The organism is Microbulbifer rhizosphaerae (genome assembly GCF_014191725.1).
GTDB lineage: Bacteria > Pseudomonadota > Gammaproteobacteria > Pseudomonadales > Cellvibrionaceae > Microbulbifer > Microbulbifer rhizosphaerae.
In genome coordinates this window covers 26,159-40,175 of the sequence record NZ_JACHWZ010000002.1, presented here as the reverse complement: position 1 = coordinate 40,175, position 14,017 = coordinate 26,159, and the positions used below count along the sequence as shown (strand labels likewise).

Sequence of the window (14,017 nt, the reverse complement as noted above, 5' to 3'; positions counted from 1 at the left end):
GCTGATAAACAGACCGATGAGACTGTTGAGTGAACGGCCCCCGGTAGCAGGGCCTCCACTGAATTGACCACGTTGCTACGGAGTGGGGACAGGCGGTCCTGCGGACCGCAGGCGGAGCTGGAGCCTTCAGCTTCGATAAAGAGCCTTCAGCGTCGATAAACAGCTCCCCCTCCCGGGGGCTCAGGCTTCGGCGGCCAGACGGCGGCTTTTCTTGCGCGGGATGCCCAGTTTCTGGCGCCGCTCCCACAGGCACTTGCGGCTTACGCCCAGTTTCTTCGCCAGTTCGGTCTCGCTCATGGTGTCCTGGTGCTCGAGTACGAAGCGGGCGAAGTAGTCCTCCAGGGACAGGTCTTCGCGGGGGTCGGTGTGCAGGCTGCGCGGGCGGCGATCCGGGTCCGCTTCGTCCACCGGCACCAGGTCCAGGTCGATATCCAGGGTGTGGTGGTCTATCTCCCCGTTGCCCTCGGTGAGGATCACCGCGCGCTGGATGGCGTTTTCCAGTTCGCGCACATTGCCCGGCCAGGTGTAGGTGGTGACCGCCTGCACCGCCTCGGGGGACAGCTTGAGGGTGGCGCGTTCCACCTTGGCGCAGAATTTCTCCAACAGGTGCTCGGCGATCGCCAGTACGTCCTTGCCGCGTTCGCGCAGCGGCGCCAGGGTCATCTGTACCACGTTGATCCGGTAGTAGAGGTCCTCGCGGAATTTGCGCTCGCCGGCCAGCTGGCGAAGGTTGCGGTGGGTGGCCGCCACCAGGCGCACATCCACCTTGCGCGATTCCACCGCTCCTATGGGGCGCACTTCCCCCTCCTGCAGGACGCGCAGCAGGCGCGCCTGGGCCTCCAGGGGCAGCTCGCCGATTTCGTCCAGGAATAAGGTGCCGCCGTCGGCGGCGGCCACCAGGCCCTCGCGGGCGGTCTGGGCACCGGTAAAGGCACCTTTCTCGTGGCCGAACAGTTCGGCTTCGATCAGGGTTTCGGGGATGGCGGCGCAGTTGACCGAGATCAGCGGTTTGTCAGCGCGGCGGCTCTCCTCGTGGATCGCGCGCGCCACCAGTTCCTTGCCGGTGCCCGTTTCGCCGTGTACCAGCACGGTGGCGTCGGTGGGGGCCACTTTGTGGATGCGGGCGTAGAGTTCCCGCATCACCGGGCTGTCGCCGATCATGCCGGAGATGCTGCGGCCCGAATCCTTGTTGCTGGGGCCTTGCGCGCGGCTCTGTGCGGCTTTGCCGATCACCCGGCGTACGGTGGCGATCATCTCGTCGTGATCGAAGGGTTTGGCGATGTAGTCCGCCGCCCCCATGCGCATGGAATCCACCGCCGAGCGCAGGCTGGCGTAGCTGGTCATGATCAGAACCGGCACATCGCCGGCCAGTTTGAGCAGGTCGGTACCCGGGGCCCCGGGCAGACGCAGATCGGAGATAACCAGGTCGACTTCGCTGAGGCGGTATTTGGTGGTCGCCTCCCGCACTGAGCCCGCCTCGCTCACCCGGTAGCGGTGCCGCTCCAGCAGTTTGCGCAGCGCCGTTCGGATAATGGCTTCGTCTTCGACGATCAGAATGTGGCTCATATGTTACGCCTGGTTACAAAATGCTCAGGGGGACCTAGTGTTACCTGTCGGGCGTTTCGATGCAACCCACAGGGGAATGCGGAATTCGGAATGCGGAATGCGGAATGGGTGCGGGGCCCAAAGATCGGGAGCTGCAGGGCACTCATTCCGCATTCCGCATTCATCATTCCGCATTAGACATGGGAAGCTGGACGATAAATCGCGCCCCCCGCCCGGTCTCGGGGTTGGCGGGACTGACCAGCTCCAACTGGCCATCGTGCTCTTCCACGATGCTGTACACCATCGCCAGCCCAAGGCCGGTACCCTGGCCCGGCTCCTTGGTGGTGAAGAAGGGCTCGAGGATGCGGTCGCGGTGCTGTGGGGAAATGCCGGGACCCTCGTCGGTGACCGCCACGCAGGCGCAGCCGCGCTCGGTGTAGCCTTCTATCTGGATGTGGCCGCCGTCCTCACTGGCGTCGCGGGCGTTGCTGAGCAGGTTGATAAACACCTGGATCAGGCGCTGGTTGTCGCCGGGGGCGATCAGGTCTGCGGGCACGGCGTTGTCGAAAGTCACCTGGGTTTTGTCCCGCTGCAGCGATAGCAGTTGCACGGCCTCCTGTACGCAGGCGTAAAGGTCCACCGGCGCACGCTCGCCGCCGCTGTCAGGGCTGCCGCTGTGGGAGAAGTTCACCAGTGAGTGCACTATGCGGCTGATGCGCTGGGTCTGGCTGAGGATCTGGTCGGCGGTGTCGCGCACTTCCGCGTTGTCGGATTCGAAGTGCAGGTTCTGCGCCAGGCAGGCGATGCCGGTGACCGGGTTGCCCACCTCGTGGGCCACACCCGCCGCCAGGCGGCCCACGGAGGCCAGGCGTTCGCTGTGGATCAGTTCCTGCTCCAGCACCTGGGTCTCGGTGATGTCCTCCAGCAGCAGCATCTGGCCGTCGCTGCGCTCGCTGTTTCGCGCGCGCGCGCTACGGTGGCTCTTGAGGTGGGTCTTGTGCAGGTTCAGCCAGTGACTGTTGCCGTCCAGATCCACTTGCTGCTTGAAGCGGTGGGCGTCCGTGGACTGGGCGAACTCGGTCATCAACGCGCGCCAGGGCTCCGCCAGGTAGTCCAGCTTGGAGCCGATCACCTCGCCGGCGACGATGCCGGTAAGGTCCTGCATGGCGTAGTTCCACAGCAGTATCTCGCCGTCGCGGCCCAGGGAGCAGGCGGCCAGGGGCAGTTCCTCGAGCATCTGCCGGTGGTAGAGCCGAAGGTTGTTGAGTTCCGCGGCCAGCCCGGTGAGCTGGTTCTTGTAGCGGCTGAGCCGGGTCTCGATCAGGTGAATGTCCTTGTTGGCCGGCTGGCCGCTGTCCTTGAAGGGGAAGTGGCGGTCGATGATCTGCCCGGCGAGCACCCGGCCCAGCAGCCCGGACAGGTTGGCTTCCAGCTTGTTGCGCAGCTGGCGCAGGGCGTAGGGGCGGCGCTCGCCATCGGGCAGTCCCAGCTGGCGCAGGGCGCGGTTTATTTCCTGGTTGGCGGTGGCGGCGCCCAGGCTCTCGGACAGGCGCAGGCGGAAGTCCGCGGTCGACTCCACGTCCATTTCCAGGCGCAGGGCCTGGCTCAGGGTGTCGTCGCTGCACAGGTCCGCTGCATACTGTTCCAGGCTGCTGCTGCGGGTGAGCAGTGAAAGTCCCACGAACAGCAGCACGTTGGCCCCCAGCGACAGGGTGGTGACCTGGGTCCAGATACCCATACCCAAGGGTATCTGTATCTCAGTCCCCGGCAGGGTGATGCCGCTGGCGCCGAACATCGACGGCAGCAACAGCCCGCCGGCCCAGACGAGCATCCCCGCCAGCAGGCCGCCGATAAAGCCGCGCTTATTGCCCCGCGGCCAGTGGATCACCGCGAAGATGCCCGGCAGGAATTGCAGGGAGGCCATAAACGCCAGCAGTGCCAGGTCGGAGAGCGACAGGCGATTGTTGAGCAGCAGGTAGAAGCCGAAGCCAGCCAGGAACAGCGCCGCCACCAGGGCGCGGCGCAGCCACACCAACTGGCGGTACATATTGTCCTCCGAGTGCCAGCGGGTGCCCGGCAGCAGCCAGTGGTTCATCACCATGGTGGACAGCGCCAGAGTGATCATCACCAGCGCCCCGGTGGCAGCGGAGAGCCCGCCCACAAAGGCCAGCACCGTAAGCAGCGCGGAACCGCTGGCCCGGGGCACGGCGAGGGCGAAGTACTGCACCGGCTCGGTGACGTCCAGCGCGAAGCCGGCCCACATAATCGGGAAGATAGGCAGCGCCATTAGCAGCAGGAATAGCGGAAAGCCCCAACTGGCGGTGCGCAGGGCCTGCGCTGCCGGGCGCTCGGCGACACTCAGGTAGAAAATATGCGGCATGGCCACCGCAGTGGCGATAAACACCAGCAGCAGCGTGTGCGAAGACCCCTGCTTGATGGGGGTGTAGAGCAGCTGCTGCATATCGCTGTTCTGCACCAGCCAGCGGTCCAGCCCGCCGAGGCCGCCGAAGACCCCGTACACCGCGTAGAAGCCCACCGCCAGCAGCGCCACCAGCTTGACCACCGACTCCAGTGCCATGGCGCTGGCGAGGCCGGCGCGGCGCTCGCCGCTGGCGCCGTACATGCTGGTAAACACTGCCAGCAGCACACAGTAGAAGAAGGCGATCAGGTTCTTGCTGGTGACGCCGCTCTCCGCCAGTGCCAGCGTGGCCACGCTGTCCCGGGATAGCAGTGCCAGGGTCTCGGATACCGCCTGTATCTGCAGTGCAATCAGGGGCAGCAGGCCCAGCAGCAGAAACAGCGTGGCCAGGGTGCCCGCCTCGCGGCTGTGGTAGCGGAACACCAGCAGGTCCGCCGGCGATGTCAGCTGGTAGCGCTGCGCCAGGCGCGCCAGCGGCTCCAGTGCCACCGGCGCGAACAGGAACATGGCGCCGGTGCCCAGGTAGTAGGCCAGTACGCCGTAGCCATACTGCCAGGCCAGGTCCACGATGCCGTAGAAGGTCCAGGCCGACAGGGATACCCCCAGCGACAGCACGTAGATCAGCGGGTGGCGCACCCACCGCGCCGGCAGCCAGCCCTTGGAGGTGGCGAAGGCGACGAAGAACAGCGCGGCGATATAGGTCACGCCGATCAACGCGATATGGCCTACCTCAAAGCTCATTGGATTTGCGCCTGAGTTGGATAAAGACCGCCAGCAGAATCAGCACGAACCAGAGGATAAACGGTCGGTACCAGGCGCCGGACGGGTTGATCATCCAGGTGAAGATCGTCGGCGAGAAGACGTAGCCCACCAGTATCAGCAGGATTAACAGAGTGCGGTTGGTCATAAAAGCCGGGACCCGGGACCCGGGACCCGGGACCCGGATCGTGACATGGAATTTGCCATTGCAGATTAGTGACGTGTTATTTGTTGCAGACCGTAAGTATGCCGATATCGGTGGAGAATTTCAGTAGGGTGGATAAGCGCAGCGCATCCACCAGAGCGGGCCTGGGGCCCGCGGGCGGAGATGGAGTTCCGCGGTCCTGGGTCACGCCAACTGCCGGTCGCGCATATCCACCTGGTGGCGCTGCCAGCGCGCCGCGGCCCACTTGAGAATATGTTCCGGCTCCTCCCGCGCCAGTTCTCCGGATGGGTGAAAGCCGAGAAAGCCCAGTGCGACGCACAGGTTTTCCGGTGCACGGGTGTCGTCTATCGCCGGGGCGTGATTCTGCTTGCTGAGTTTCTGGCCCGCGGGTCCCATCACCAGGGGAAGGTGGCCGAACTGCGGCGGCGGCGAGCCCAGCAGGCGGAACAGCCGCTGCTGGGCGCCAGTGGTATCGATCAGGTCGGCGCCGCGCACGATATGGGTCACACCCTGATCGATATCATCCACCACCACCGCCAGCTGATAGGCGTAGAGGCCGTCGCGGCGCTTGAGGATGGTGTCCTCGGCGATCGCCTGGGTCTGTGCGCCGCGCCAGAGGTCGACGAAGTGCTCCTCGCCGCCGGCGCATATTAGTCGCAGGGCGCTGGGGCCCTGTTCATCCCGGGTTCCCCGGCAGCGGGCATTGTTGTGCCCGCCGGCGGCGCGGATCAGTGCCCGGGAGCAGTGGCACGGGTAGATCAGTTCCCTCGCCGCCAGTTCCGCCAGGGTGGCTTCATAGAGCTTGTGGCGCCCGCTCTGCCGCTCCAGGGGGCCATGCCAGTGCAGGCCGTGGGCCTCCAGTGATTTGACGATGCGCGTGGCGGCGCCGGGTTCCTCCCGCGGCGGGTCCAGGTCCTCCATACGCACCAGCCAGTGACCGCCGTGAGCCATGGCGTCCAGGTAGCTGCCCAGGGCACACACCAGGGAGCCGAAATGCAACGGTCCGGTGGGGGAGGGGGCGAAGCGGCCAACGTAAGAGTGAGAAGAGTTCAACAGTTGGTTCTTGGGTAGCTCAGTGGCGACCCTGCTGCCGGGAGCTTTGTGTCAGACACGCTGTGAATACGTCCCTGTACGCTCTCCACGGCCATCCATGGCGGTGAAAGGTCTGACACAAAGCCCCCGGCATCAGGGTCTTCGCATCAGCGCTTGTGTACTTTTCTGCATCACAAGTTGTGCGTTGTAGGGGCGGTCAACCTGAGATCTGCTTTTCCTTGATTTCCGCCAGCGTCTTGCAGTCCACGCACAGGGTCGCGGTGGGGCGGGCCTCCAGGCGGCGGATGCCGATTTCCACGCCGCAGGCTTCGCAGTAGCCGTAGTCGTCCTGGTCGATCAACTCGATGGTGGCATCGATTTTCTTGATCAGCTTGCGCTCGCGGTCGCGGGTGCGCAGTTCCAGGCTGAACTCCTCTTCCTGGCTGGCGCGATCCGCCGGGTCCGGGAAGTTGGCTGCCTCGTCTTTCATATGGGAAACGGTGCGGTCCACTTCCGCCATCAGCTCGGCCTTCCAGGCCAACAGCAAGTTGCGGAAATGCTCCTGCTGCTTCTCATTCATATACTCTTCGCCCTTCTTCTCCTTATAGGGCTCAAAGCCGTGCAGAGAATCGGTGCTCGCAGCAGTTTTGGGCATAGTCGTTGCCTCTCGTTGTATACGGGCCCCCGGATATGGGGGCACCACCACCAAATTCAATCTAGCTTAGTCGGAATCTTCCCGGCTGGTGCTTTTTTGAGCGAAAGGCACCACCCTGGCGACCGAGAGCGAGGAAGCTATCAAATCTCTGCGGTTCGCGCCACAAAATGTTGTGCGGTGGATGCTGGAGCCCCGCCGACTGCCGGGGTCGCCACACCGCAGCCGGGTGTAGTATTTTGTGGCGCCCAGATTGTCAGCAGGTGCCCATCCGTGAAGTTTAATCCACCCTTGCAGCGTGGGACGCTGCTGCGCCGCTATAAGCGTTTCCTCGCTGATATCGAGATCGAAACCGGCGAATTGATGACCGTTCACTGCCCCAATACCGGCTCGATGAAAAACTGCTGGGCGGAAAACACTCCCTGCTGGTACTCGGACTCCGGCAACCCCAAGCGCAAGTACCGCCATACCCTGGAAATCACCACCACCCCCGAGGCGGCGCTGGCGGGGGTGAATACCGGGCGTGCAAACGGCCTGGTGGAGGAGGCGATTGGCGCAGGGGTTGTCGCGGAGTTGCAGGGGTATGAAACACTGCGCCGCGAGGTGCGCTACGGCAGCGAAAACAGCCGCATCGACCTGTTGCTGTCCGGGCCGGCCGGCGACTGCTATGTGGAAGTGAAGAATGTCACCCTCGCCGAGGGCGCTCGCGGGCTCTTCCCCGATGCGGTCAGCAGCCGCGGCGCCAAGCACCTGCGCGAACTGCAGGCGCTCGCCGGGAGCGGCGTGCGGGCGGTGCTCTTCTACTGCGTGCAGCACACCGGAATCGAAACGGTGGCGGCGGCTCGGGAGATAGACCCGGGCTATGCCGCCGCCCTGGATAGGGCACTGGCGGCTGGGGTGGAGGTGATCGCCTACCGGGCGGGGGTCAGTGCCGATGAGATTGCCCTGCGCGAGGCGATTCCCTTTCGCTGAATTGTTTAATGAACCCTACCTGTAGGAGCGGCCGCTGGCCGCGATCGATCCAGCTTCGAAGCGCCATCGCTGATTCGTGCCATCCATGGCGCTCACCCTTCGGACACCTTCGGCGTCCAAATTTGTTTCCAACAAATTTGTCGCGGCCAGCGGCGGATGGCCGCCCCGCCGCTCCTACAGGGTAATAATCAATCAGCCAATAATACGTACAGCCCTTCCGGACTGTGCTCCACCGGCACCGGCATCAGCGCCTCGCCGGCGCAGGGGCCGGCGATACATTCGCCGGTCTCGATCAGGAACAGCGCGCCGTGGGAGGCGCACTGGATCAGCGCCCCCTCCGGGTCCAGGAACTGGTCCGGCTGCCAGTCCAGGTTGATCCCCTGGTGGGGGCAGTGGTTTCTGTAGGCGTAGACCTCGCCATCCTTCATCACCGCGAACACATTGTCAGTGCCCGCGTCGCCCTGTTCAGATGAGGGGCCCACGGAAAACCCCTTGGATTGGCCCTCGGTCAGTTCGTCGTAACGACAAAGAAAGTGTTTCTGCATAACGGATTTGGACTCGCCGGGAACGCCGAGCCCCGGCTCGGCTTGCGGGCCGCGGGCCCGCCGGTGGTTATGGAGCCGCGAGTGTAACGGAAGTGCGATGCTCTTGTCCGTCGCGCAGGTAGCTCAGTTCCACCTTCTCGCCGACGCGGTGGTTTTCCAGCGCGTTCATGAGGTCGTCGTAGTTGCGCACCGGTTGCCGGCCCACCGCCACTATCACATCCCCCAGCTGCCAGCCGCCGCGGCTGGTGCGGTAGACGCCGCGCAGGCCCGCGCGCTCCGCCGGCATTCCCGGCGCGGTGCGCAGCACCGCCACGCCCTCGAAGCCGTAGCGGCTGGCCCACTGGTCCGGGGCCGATTCGATTCCCAGCACCGGACGCACCAGGCGGCCATGGGCGATCAGCTCGGGCACTATCTTCTTCACCGTATCCACCGGGATGGCGAAACCGATACCCACGCTGGCGCCGCTGGGGCTGTAAATGGCGGTGTTGACGCCGATCAGCCGGCCGCGGCTGTCCAGCAGCGGCCCGCCAGAGTTGCCCGGGTTGATGGCCGCGTCGGTCTGGATCACGTTGCGGATGGTGCGGTTGTTGGCGGCCTGTATCTCGCGTCCCAGGGCGCTGACCACGCCGGTGGTAAGGGTGGTGTCGAGCCCGAAGGGATTGCCGATGGCGAGCACTTTACGGCCCACCGCCAGGTCGCCGGAGGTACCCGCCACCAGCGGTGTGAGCAGCTCTTCCGGCGCCTCGATTTTCAATACCGCGAGGTCCTTTTCCGCTGCAGAGCCCACCAGCTCCGCCGGCCACTCGCTGCGGTCCTGCAGGGTGATGGTGACCTTGCGAGCGCCCTCGATCACGTGAAAGTTGGTGACCACGTGCCCCTGCTTGTCCCAGATAAAACCACTGCCGGCGCCCTTGGGCACCGTGTGCAGGCGCAGCGTCCAGCGGTCGCGCACCACGGTCTCGTTGGTGACGTAGACCACAGAGGGACTGGCGAAATTGAACACCTGCATGGTGTTCCGCTCGTCGTCGGTGGAGAAGGTTGGCGGCGAAGCTGCGGCCGCCAGTAGCGGCAGCAGGGCGGCGACAAGAATGGGCAGGAATTTACGCATGGCACCTGTGAGAGTCAGTTGTGAGTGCCTATTTTTGCAGGGCGGCGATACGATCCTCAAGAGGGGGATGGCTGGCCATCAGCGCGCCCATGTTGCCGAAGATGCCGAAGGCCTTCATGTTGCTCGGCAGGGGCTGTTCGCGCCCCGCCTCAGCTTCCGTCCTCAAATGGGTCAGGGCGGAGATCATGGCCCCGCGGCTGGCCAGGCCGGCGCCGGCGGTATCGGCGCGGTACTCCCGGCGGCGGCTGAACCAGGCTACCACCATCATCGCGAAGAAGCCGAACAGGATGTCCATGGCGATGGAGGTGACGAAGTAGCCGATGCCGAGGCCCTGTTCGTTCCTGAGCACCACCCGGTCGACGAAGAAGCCGACCAGGCGCGCGAGGAACATCACGAAGGTGTTCAGCACCCCCTGGATCAGCGCCAGGGTCACCATATCGCCGTTGGCCACGTGCCCGATCTCGTGGCCGATCACCGCGCGCGCCTCGTCGCGGTTGAAGCGCTGCAGCAGGCCGGCACTTACCGCCACCAGTGCGCTGTTGCGGTTCCATCCGGTGGCGAAGGCGTTGGCCTGGGGCATGGGAAATATCCCCACCTCCGGCATGCCGATGCCGGCCTTTTTCGACAGTTCGCGCACCGTGTCCACCAGCCACTGTTCGTCGGCGGTCTGCGGCTGTTCTATCACCCGGGTGCGGGTAGTGGTGCGGGCGATGGTTTTGGACAGCAGGAGGGAAATGAATGCGCCGCCGAAACCGAAGATGGCGCACAGCAATAACAGCCCGGGCAGGTTCAGGTCGACACCGTTGGCATCGAGGATGCCCTGTATTCCCAGCAAGTTGAATATAATGCCAACCAGGACCAGTACTGCCAGGTTGGTCAGAAGGAAGAGACCAATGCGCAACATCGGCGTTCTCCAAAACACTTCTCTAGGGAAAGTGTAGATAGGGCCGCCGGAAGTGTTTTCAACGGTCTTATTCGGTGCCCTGTGAGGACAGCAGGCGGTCCGCTTCGCTGACCAGGCGCGCCTTCAGGTCCGGGTCCAGCTCGTTCCAGTGCACGTCCAGCAGCGCCCCCTGGAGGGCGTAGAGCAGTACGCGGGAGACGTTGATGCCGCGGTTGCGGATGCTGATAAAGGCGCCCACCGGCCCGACCCGACGCAGGTCCTCGCAGGAGCGGATACCGATAGAGTGGAGAATATTGACAGAGGCGAGGCCCAGGTTCTTCAGTTGTAACAGCTCTGATTGACTCGGGTGCATGCAGTTGATCCCTAACTGGTTGTACTTCCATTTCGCCCGGCAGGTCCCGCAGCCGCGCCGGGCAACATAGCACAAAACGACCGAAGGCCAAATCGGGGCCTGTTAAACACTGAATCGCGGCTATCGAATTCAGTGCCAACAGGCCCCGATGTTGGCGATTATTGGGTCTTTGGGAATCCGTCGATCCCCGATGATATGGTTGTATGCGTAGGTGTATCTAATGTAGTCGGGTTTGGTACCTTTGCCCGCGGACAATCGAGGAGAATGACATGCTGGAGGCGCCATTGCAGCGAATGCTTTTTGGCCTGGGCGACGAACACGTCATCCTCGAGCCGCGCTCCGGGCAGTTGCTGCACCCGGAGGCACTGGTGGCGTTCGAGCGGCTGAACGCGGATGCGCAGATGGCGGGTTTCGAACCCCAGGTGGTTTCCGGTTTCCGCAGTTTCGAGCGCCAGCGCACCATCTGGAACAACAAGGTATCGGGCAGCAGACCGGTGCTCGACAGCGTCGGCGAGCCGCTGGATATGGCACAGCTGTCGCCAGAGCAGGCCGCCTTCGCTATATTGCGCTGGTCGGCACTGCCGGGCGCCTCCCGCCATCACTGGGGCACTGATTTCGATGTGGTGGACGCGGCGGCGATGCCCGCGGACTACCGCCTGCAACTGAGCCCGCAGGAGGTCGCCGACCATGGCATCTTCGGCCCTTTCCACCGCTGGCTGGACGCGCAGATCGCCGCCGGTCGCAGCTACGGGCTGTTCCGCCCCTACGCCGAAGACCGCGGCGGCGTGGCGCCGGAGCGTTGGCACCTGAGTTATGCACCGCGTGCCCGCGAACTGCAGCGGCTGCTGACACCGGAGCTGCTGCGCGCGCAATTGCAAAGTTGTGAGCTGGCGCTGGGCGATGTGGTATGCGGCAATATAGAGTCCATCTTCCAGCGGTTTATATGGGTGCCGGAGGAGTGTTATCCCGACAACTTTGATTTCCCATGAATTTGTAGGAGCGGGGGGCAGCCATCCGCTCCTACAACCAAGACTGAAGAGGGCAGTGGCTATCAACGGCGATATAGAAAAGCGGGACATCTGGAGCGCGATGCGCGCCGAGGCCACCGCGGCGGCGGCAGACGAACCAGTATTGGCCAGCTATTTTCACAACACGGTGCTGCGCCACAAATCCCTCGACAGGGCACTCGCCTACCAACTGGCCTCGGTGTTGAACCACAGCGCCCTCACCGCCACCGCGCTGCAGGAGGTCATCGCCGCAGCGCTGGCGGACGACCCGCAGATCTCCCGCGCCATGCGCGCGGACATCTGCGCCTGGTACGACCGCGATCCCGCCTGCGACCAGTACCTGACCCCCTTTCTGTACTTCAAGGGTTTCCACGCATTGCAGTCGCACCGGGTGGCGCACTGGTTGTGGCTGCAGGGGCGGCATACCCTGGCGCTGTATTTCCAGAGCCGGGTGTCGGAGCAGTTCGCGGTGGATATCCACCCGGCGGCGCGCTTCGGCAGCGGCATTATGATCGACCACGCCACCGGCCTGGTGGTGGGGGAGACCAGCGTGGTGGAGGATGACGTATCCATGCTGCACTCGGTCACCCTGGGTGGCAGTGGCAGCGGCGGCGGCGACCGCCACCCGAAAATCGGCCGCGGGGTGATGATCGGCGCCGGGGCCAAGATCCTCGGCCCGGTGAGAATCGGCGAGGGCGTGAAGATTGCGGCTGGCAGCCTGGTACTGCGCGATGTTCCGCCACACAGAACCGTGGCCGGCGTGCCCGCCAGGGTCGTCGGCCGCGCCGGGGATAAGCCGGCCTATACCATGGACCAGACCCTGAATTCAGGCGGCTAATCACTTGAGAACAACAAAACAGAGGTAAGCCTGTGTCTCAACCTACGTACAGCCTGGTTTTCCGCGGCGACCTGATGCCCGGATACACCGCCGCCGACGTCAAGGCCAACATGGCGCGCCTGTTCAAGGCGGGCCCGGAAACCATCGAGAAACTGTTCAGCGGCCGCCCGCTGGCGATCAAAAAAGGGCTGGGCAAAGTGCAGGCGGAACAGTTGCAGGCGACCCTGGCCAAACTGGGCGCCCAGTCCAGCTTAAAGGCCGAGGGCGAGCCGGCAGCGCCGGCCCCGCCACCATCGCCCGCACCGCAGGTGACAGAATCCCGAACGCCCCCGCCCCCCACGCAAACCGATTGGAGTCTGGCGCCGATGGAGGGCAACCTGGTCAAGGAGCACGAGCGGGCCGGAAAGAAGGCGGTGCAGGTGGATGTAGCCCACCTGAGCCTGAAACCGGCCGAAGGAAATCTGGTGGAGGAGAGCGAGCGCTCGTCCAGGCAGCCGGTATCGGTGCAGGTGCCGGATTGGCAGTTGGACTAGGGCAGAAATCACCAGCGGCGGGCAGCCTTTCCTACGCTGCCGGCGGATTCCCATGGAGCTGCTGTTGTGCCAACAGGAGCGCGCCCAACTGGCCGGATTCGCCGCCCAGTGCCGGCGGTACGATATAGGAATCCGGATGTGCCAGCGCCGGGGGCGGCCCGTAGCCGTTGAGCAGCTGTTGCACGCGCTCGCGAATCAGCGGGAACAGAAAGGCGTTCTGCATGACGCCGCCGCCGAGAATAATCCGCTCCGGCGCGTAGCAATAGGTCAGGTTGGCGCACATCTGGGCCAGGTAATCCGCCTGCAGTTCCCAGGCCTGGTGGGCGGGCGGCAGTTCCGTGCCGGGGCGCCGCCAGCGCAACTCCAGGGCGGGGCCGCAGGCCAGCCCTTCCAGGCAGTCGCCGTGAAACGGGCAGCAGCCGGGGAAGGGGTCCCGGTTCGCATCCCGGGACATGCGCATATGCCCGACTTCGGGATGCGTGAAACCATTGATAATGCGACCGCCCATCACTATACCGGCGCCGATGCCGGTACCCACGGTGACATAGATAAAATTGTCGATACCCTGCGCCGCCCCCAGGCGCTGTTCCGCCAGCGCGGCGCCGTTGACGTCGGTCTCCAGGTTCACCGGAACACCCAGGTGTTCGCGAAACCAACCCAGCAGATCGATGTGTACCCAGTCGCGTTTGGGGGTGTTCAGGATGCGACCGTAGTCGGGCGAGGCCCGGTTGTTGTCCACGGGTCCGAAGCTGGCGATCCCCATTGCGCCCAGCGGGTCCAGGCGCGCGCTTTCCTCGCGGAAAAAAGCCAGTACCTTCGCCAGGGTGCGCTCCGGTTTTTCAGTGGGAAATCGGGCGCGGGCGAGGATGGTGCGCGGATCGCGAGCCAGCACACAGTTGAAGTTGGTACCGCCCGCCTCGAGGCCGGCTAAAAGCGGTGTATTTTGAGTATCCTGTAACATCGTGAAAAAGAGTCCCAGAAAATCCTGTCGGCAACTTGTGGAATCGAAAAAAGGTCCGGGCGCAGGGAGGGGGATTGCCCGGACCAACGGGTACTACTGACGATCTTTCTGATCTATTCGATCATCACCCTCGAAATACTGGCACAGATGCGCGGATCTGCCGGTATTTCGCGAGCTCGCGCCGACCTGCGGCCGGCGGCGGCGCATCCCTGTGCCGCTATCAA

At 64.3% G+C, this 14,017-nt stretch carries 14 protein-coding genes; 4 read left to right on the top strand and 10 right to left on the bottom strand.

Annotation, left to right across the window (positions count from 1 at the left end; translation table 11 throughout):
- Nucleotides 1-180: 180 nt before the first annotated feature.
- From FHS09_RS02015 to dksA, 5 genes are all read right to left on the bottom strand, one after another.
- On the bottom strand, nucleotides 181-1,566 hold the full coding sequence (locus tag FHS09_RS02015; RefSeq protein ID WP_183456189.1) for a sigma-54-dependent transcriptional regulator: 1,386 nt from the start codon (nucleotides 1,564-1,566) through the stop codon (nucleotides 181-183).
- A gap of 163 nt (nucleotides 1,567-1,729) precedes the next feature.
- On the bottom strand, nucleotides 1,730-4,705 hold the full coding sequence (locus FHS09_RS02010) for an ATP-binding protein (RefSeq protein WP_183456187.1): 2,976 nt from the start codon (nucleotides 4,703-4,705) through the stop codon (nucleotides 1,730-1,732).
- Entirely contained in the window at nucleotides 4,695-4,871 is a 177-nt protein-coding gene (locus tag FHS09_RS02005; protein WP_183456185.1) for a hypothetical protein, read from the bottom strand. The genes FHS09_RS02010 and FHS09_RS02005 overlap by 11 nt, the downstream gene beginning before the upstream one ends.
- Nucleotides 4,872-5,072: 201 nt before the next feature.
- Nucleotides 5,073-5,942 carry a tRNA glutamyl-Q(34) synthetase GluQRS gene (gene gluQRS / locus FHS09_RS02000; RefSeq protein ID WP_183456183.1) on the bottom strand — a complete coding sequence of 290 codons (870 nt, stop codon included), beginning with the start codon at nucleotides 5,940-5,942 and terminating at the stop codon, nucleotides 5,073-5,075.
- Nucleotides 5,943-6,138: 196 nt separating this feature from the next.
- On the bottom strand, nucleotides 6,139-6,576 hold the full coding sequence (gene dksA, locus FHS09_RS01995) for an RNA polymerase-binding protein DksA (RefSeq protein WP_183456181.1): 438 nt from the start codon (nucleotides 6,574-6,576) through the stop codon (nucleotides 6,139-6,141).
- A gap of 270 nt (nucleotides 6,577-6,846) precedes the next feature.
- Here dksA and sfsA point away from each other — a divergent pair, with 270 nt between their 5' ends.
- A complete protein-coding gene (gene sfsA, locus FHS09_RS22655; RefSeq protein ID WP_183456179.1) occupies nucleotides 6,847-7,545 on the top strand; it encodes a DNA/RNA nuclease SfsA in 699 nt (232 codons plus the stop codon).
- Between the two features lie 188 nt (nucleotides 7,546-7,733).
- On the opposite strand, the gene FHS09_RS01985 is transcribed toward sfsA, so the two are convergent.
- The 4 genes from FHS09_RS01985 to FHS09_RS01970 form a co-directional block, all read right to left on the bottom strand.
- On the bottom strand, nucleotides 7,734-8,090 hold the full coding sequence (locus FHS09_RS01985; protein WP_183456177.1) for a Rieske (2Fe-2S) protein: 357 nt from the start codon (nucleotides 8,088-8,090) through the stop codon (nucleotides 7,734-7,736).
- A gap of 67 nt (nucleotides 8,091-8,157) precedes the next feature.
- Nucleotides 8,158-9,198, bottom strand: coding sequence for a S1C family serine protease (locus FHS09_RS01980; protein WP_183456175.1), 1,041 nt, complete (start codon nucleotides 9,196-9,198; stop codon nucleotides 8,158-8,160).
- A 28-nt stretch (nucleotides 9,199-9,226) separates the two neighbouring features.
- A complete protein-coding gene (gene htpX, locus FHS09_RS01975; protein ID WP_183456173.1) occupies nucleotides 9,227-10,102 on the bottom strand; it encodes a protease HtpX in 876 nt (291 codons plus the stop codon).
- Between the two features lie 67 nt (nucleotides 10,103-10,169).
- A complete protein-coding gene (locus tag FHS09_RS01970) occupies nucleotides 10,170-10,454 on the bottom strand; it encodes a TfoX/Sxy family protein (protein WP_183456171.1) in 285 nt (94 codons plus the stop codon).
- Between the two features lie 269 nt (nucleotides 10,455-10,723).
- On the opposite strand from FHS09_RS01970, the gene FHS09_RS01965 reads away from it, so the two are divergent.
- From FHS09_RS01965 to FHS09_RS01955, 3 genes are read left to right on the top strand one after another with little or no spacing between them, the layout of a single operon-like run.
- A complete protein-coding gene (locus FHS09_RS01965; RefSeq protein WP_246394325.1) occupies nucleotides 10,724-11,443 on the top strand; it encodes a M15 family metallopeptidase in 720 nt (239 codons plus the stop codon).
- 55 nt (nucleotides 11,444-11,498) lie between these two features.
- Nucleotides 11,499-12,299 (top strand): serine O-acetyltransferase, encoded by an 801-nt coding sequence (gene cysE, locus FHS09_RS01960; protein WP_425487756.1) that lies wholly within the window; start codon nucleotides 11,499-11,501, stop codon nucleotides 12,297-12,299.
- 32 nt (nucleotides 12,300-12,331) lie between these two features.
- The gene (locus FHS09_RS01955; protein ID WP_183456169.1) at nucleotides 12,332-12,832 is read left to right on the top strand and encodes a hypothetical protein; all 501 of its coding nucleotides are present in this window, start codon (nucleotides 12,332-12,334) and stop codon (nucleotides 12,830-12,832) included.
- 31 nt (nucleotides 12,833-12,863) lie between these two features.
- Here FHS09_RS01955 and FHS09_RS01950 read toward each other — a convergent pair whose 3' ends face one another.
- Nucleotides 12,864-13,793, bottom strand: coding sequence for an ROK family protein (locus tag FHS09_RS01950; protein WP_183456167.1), 930 nt, complete (start codon nucleotides 13,791-13,793; stop codon nucleotides 12,864-12,866).
- Nucleotides 13,794-14,017 lie beyond the last annotated feature (224 nt).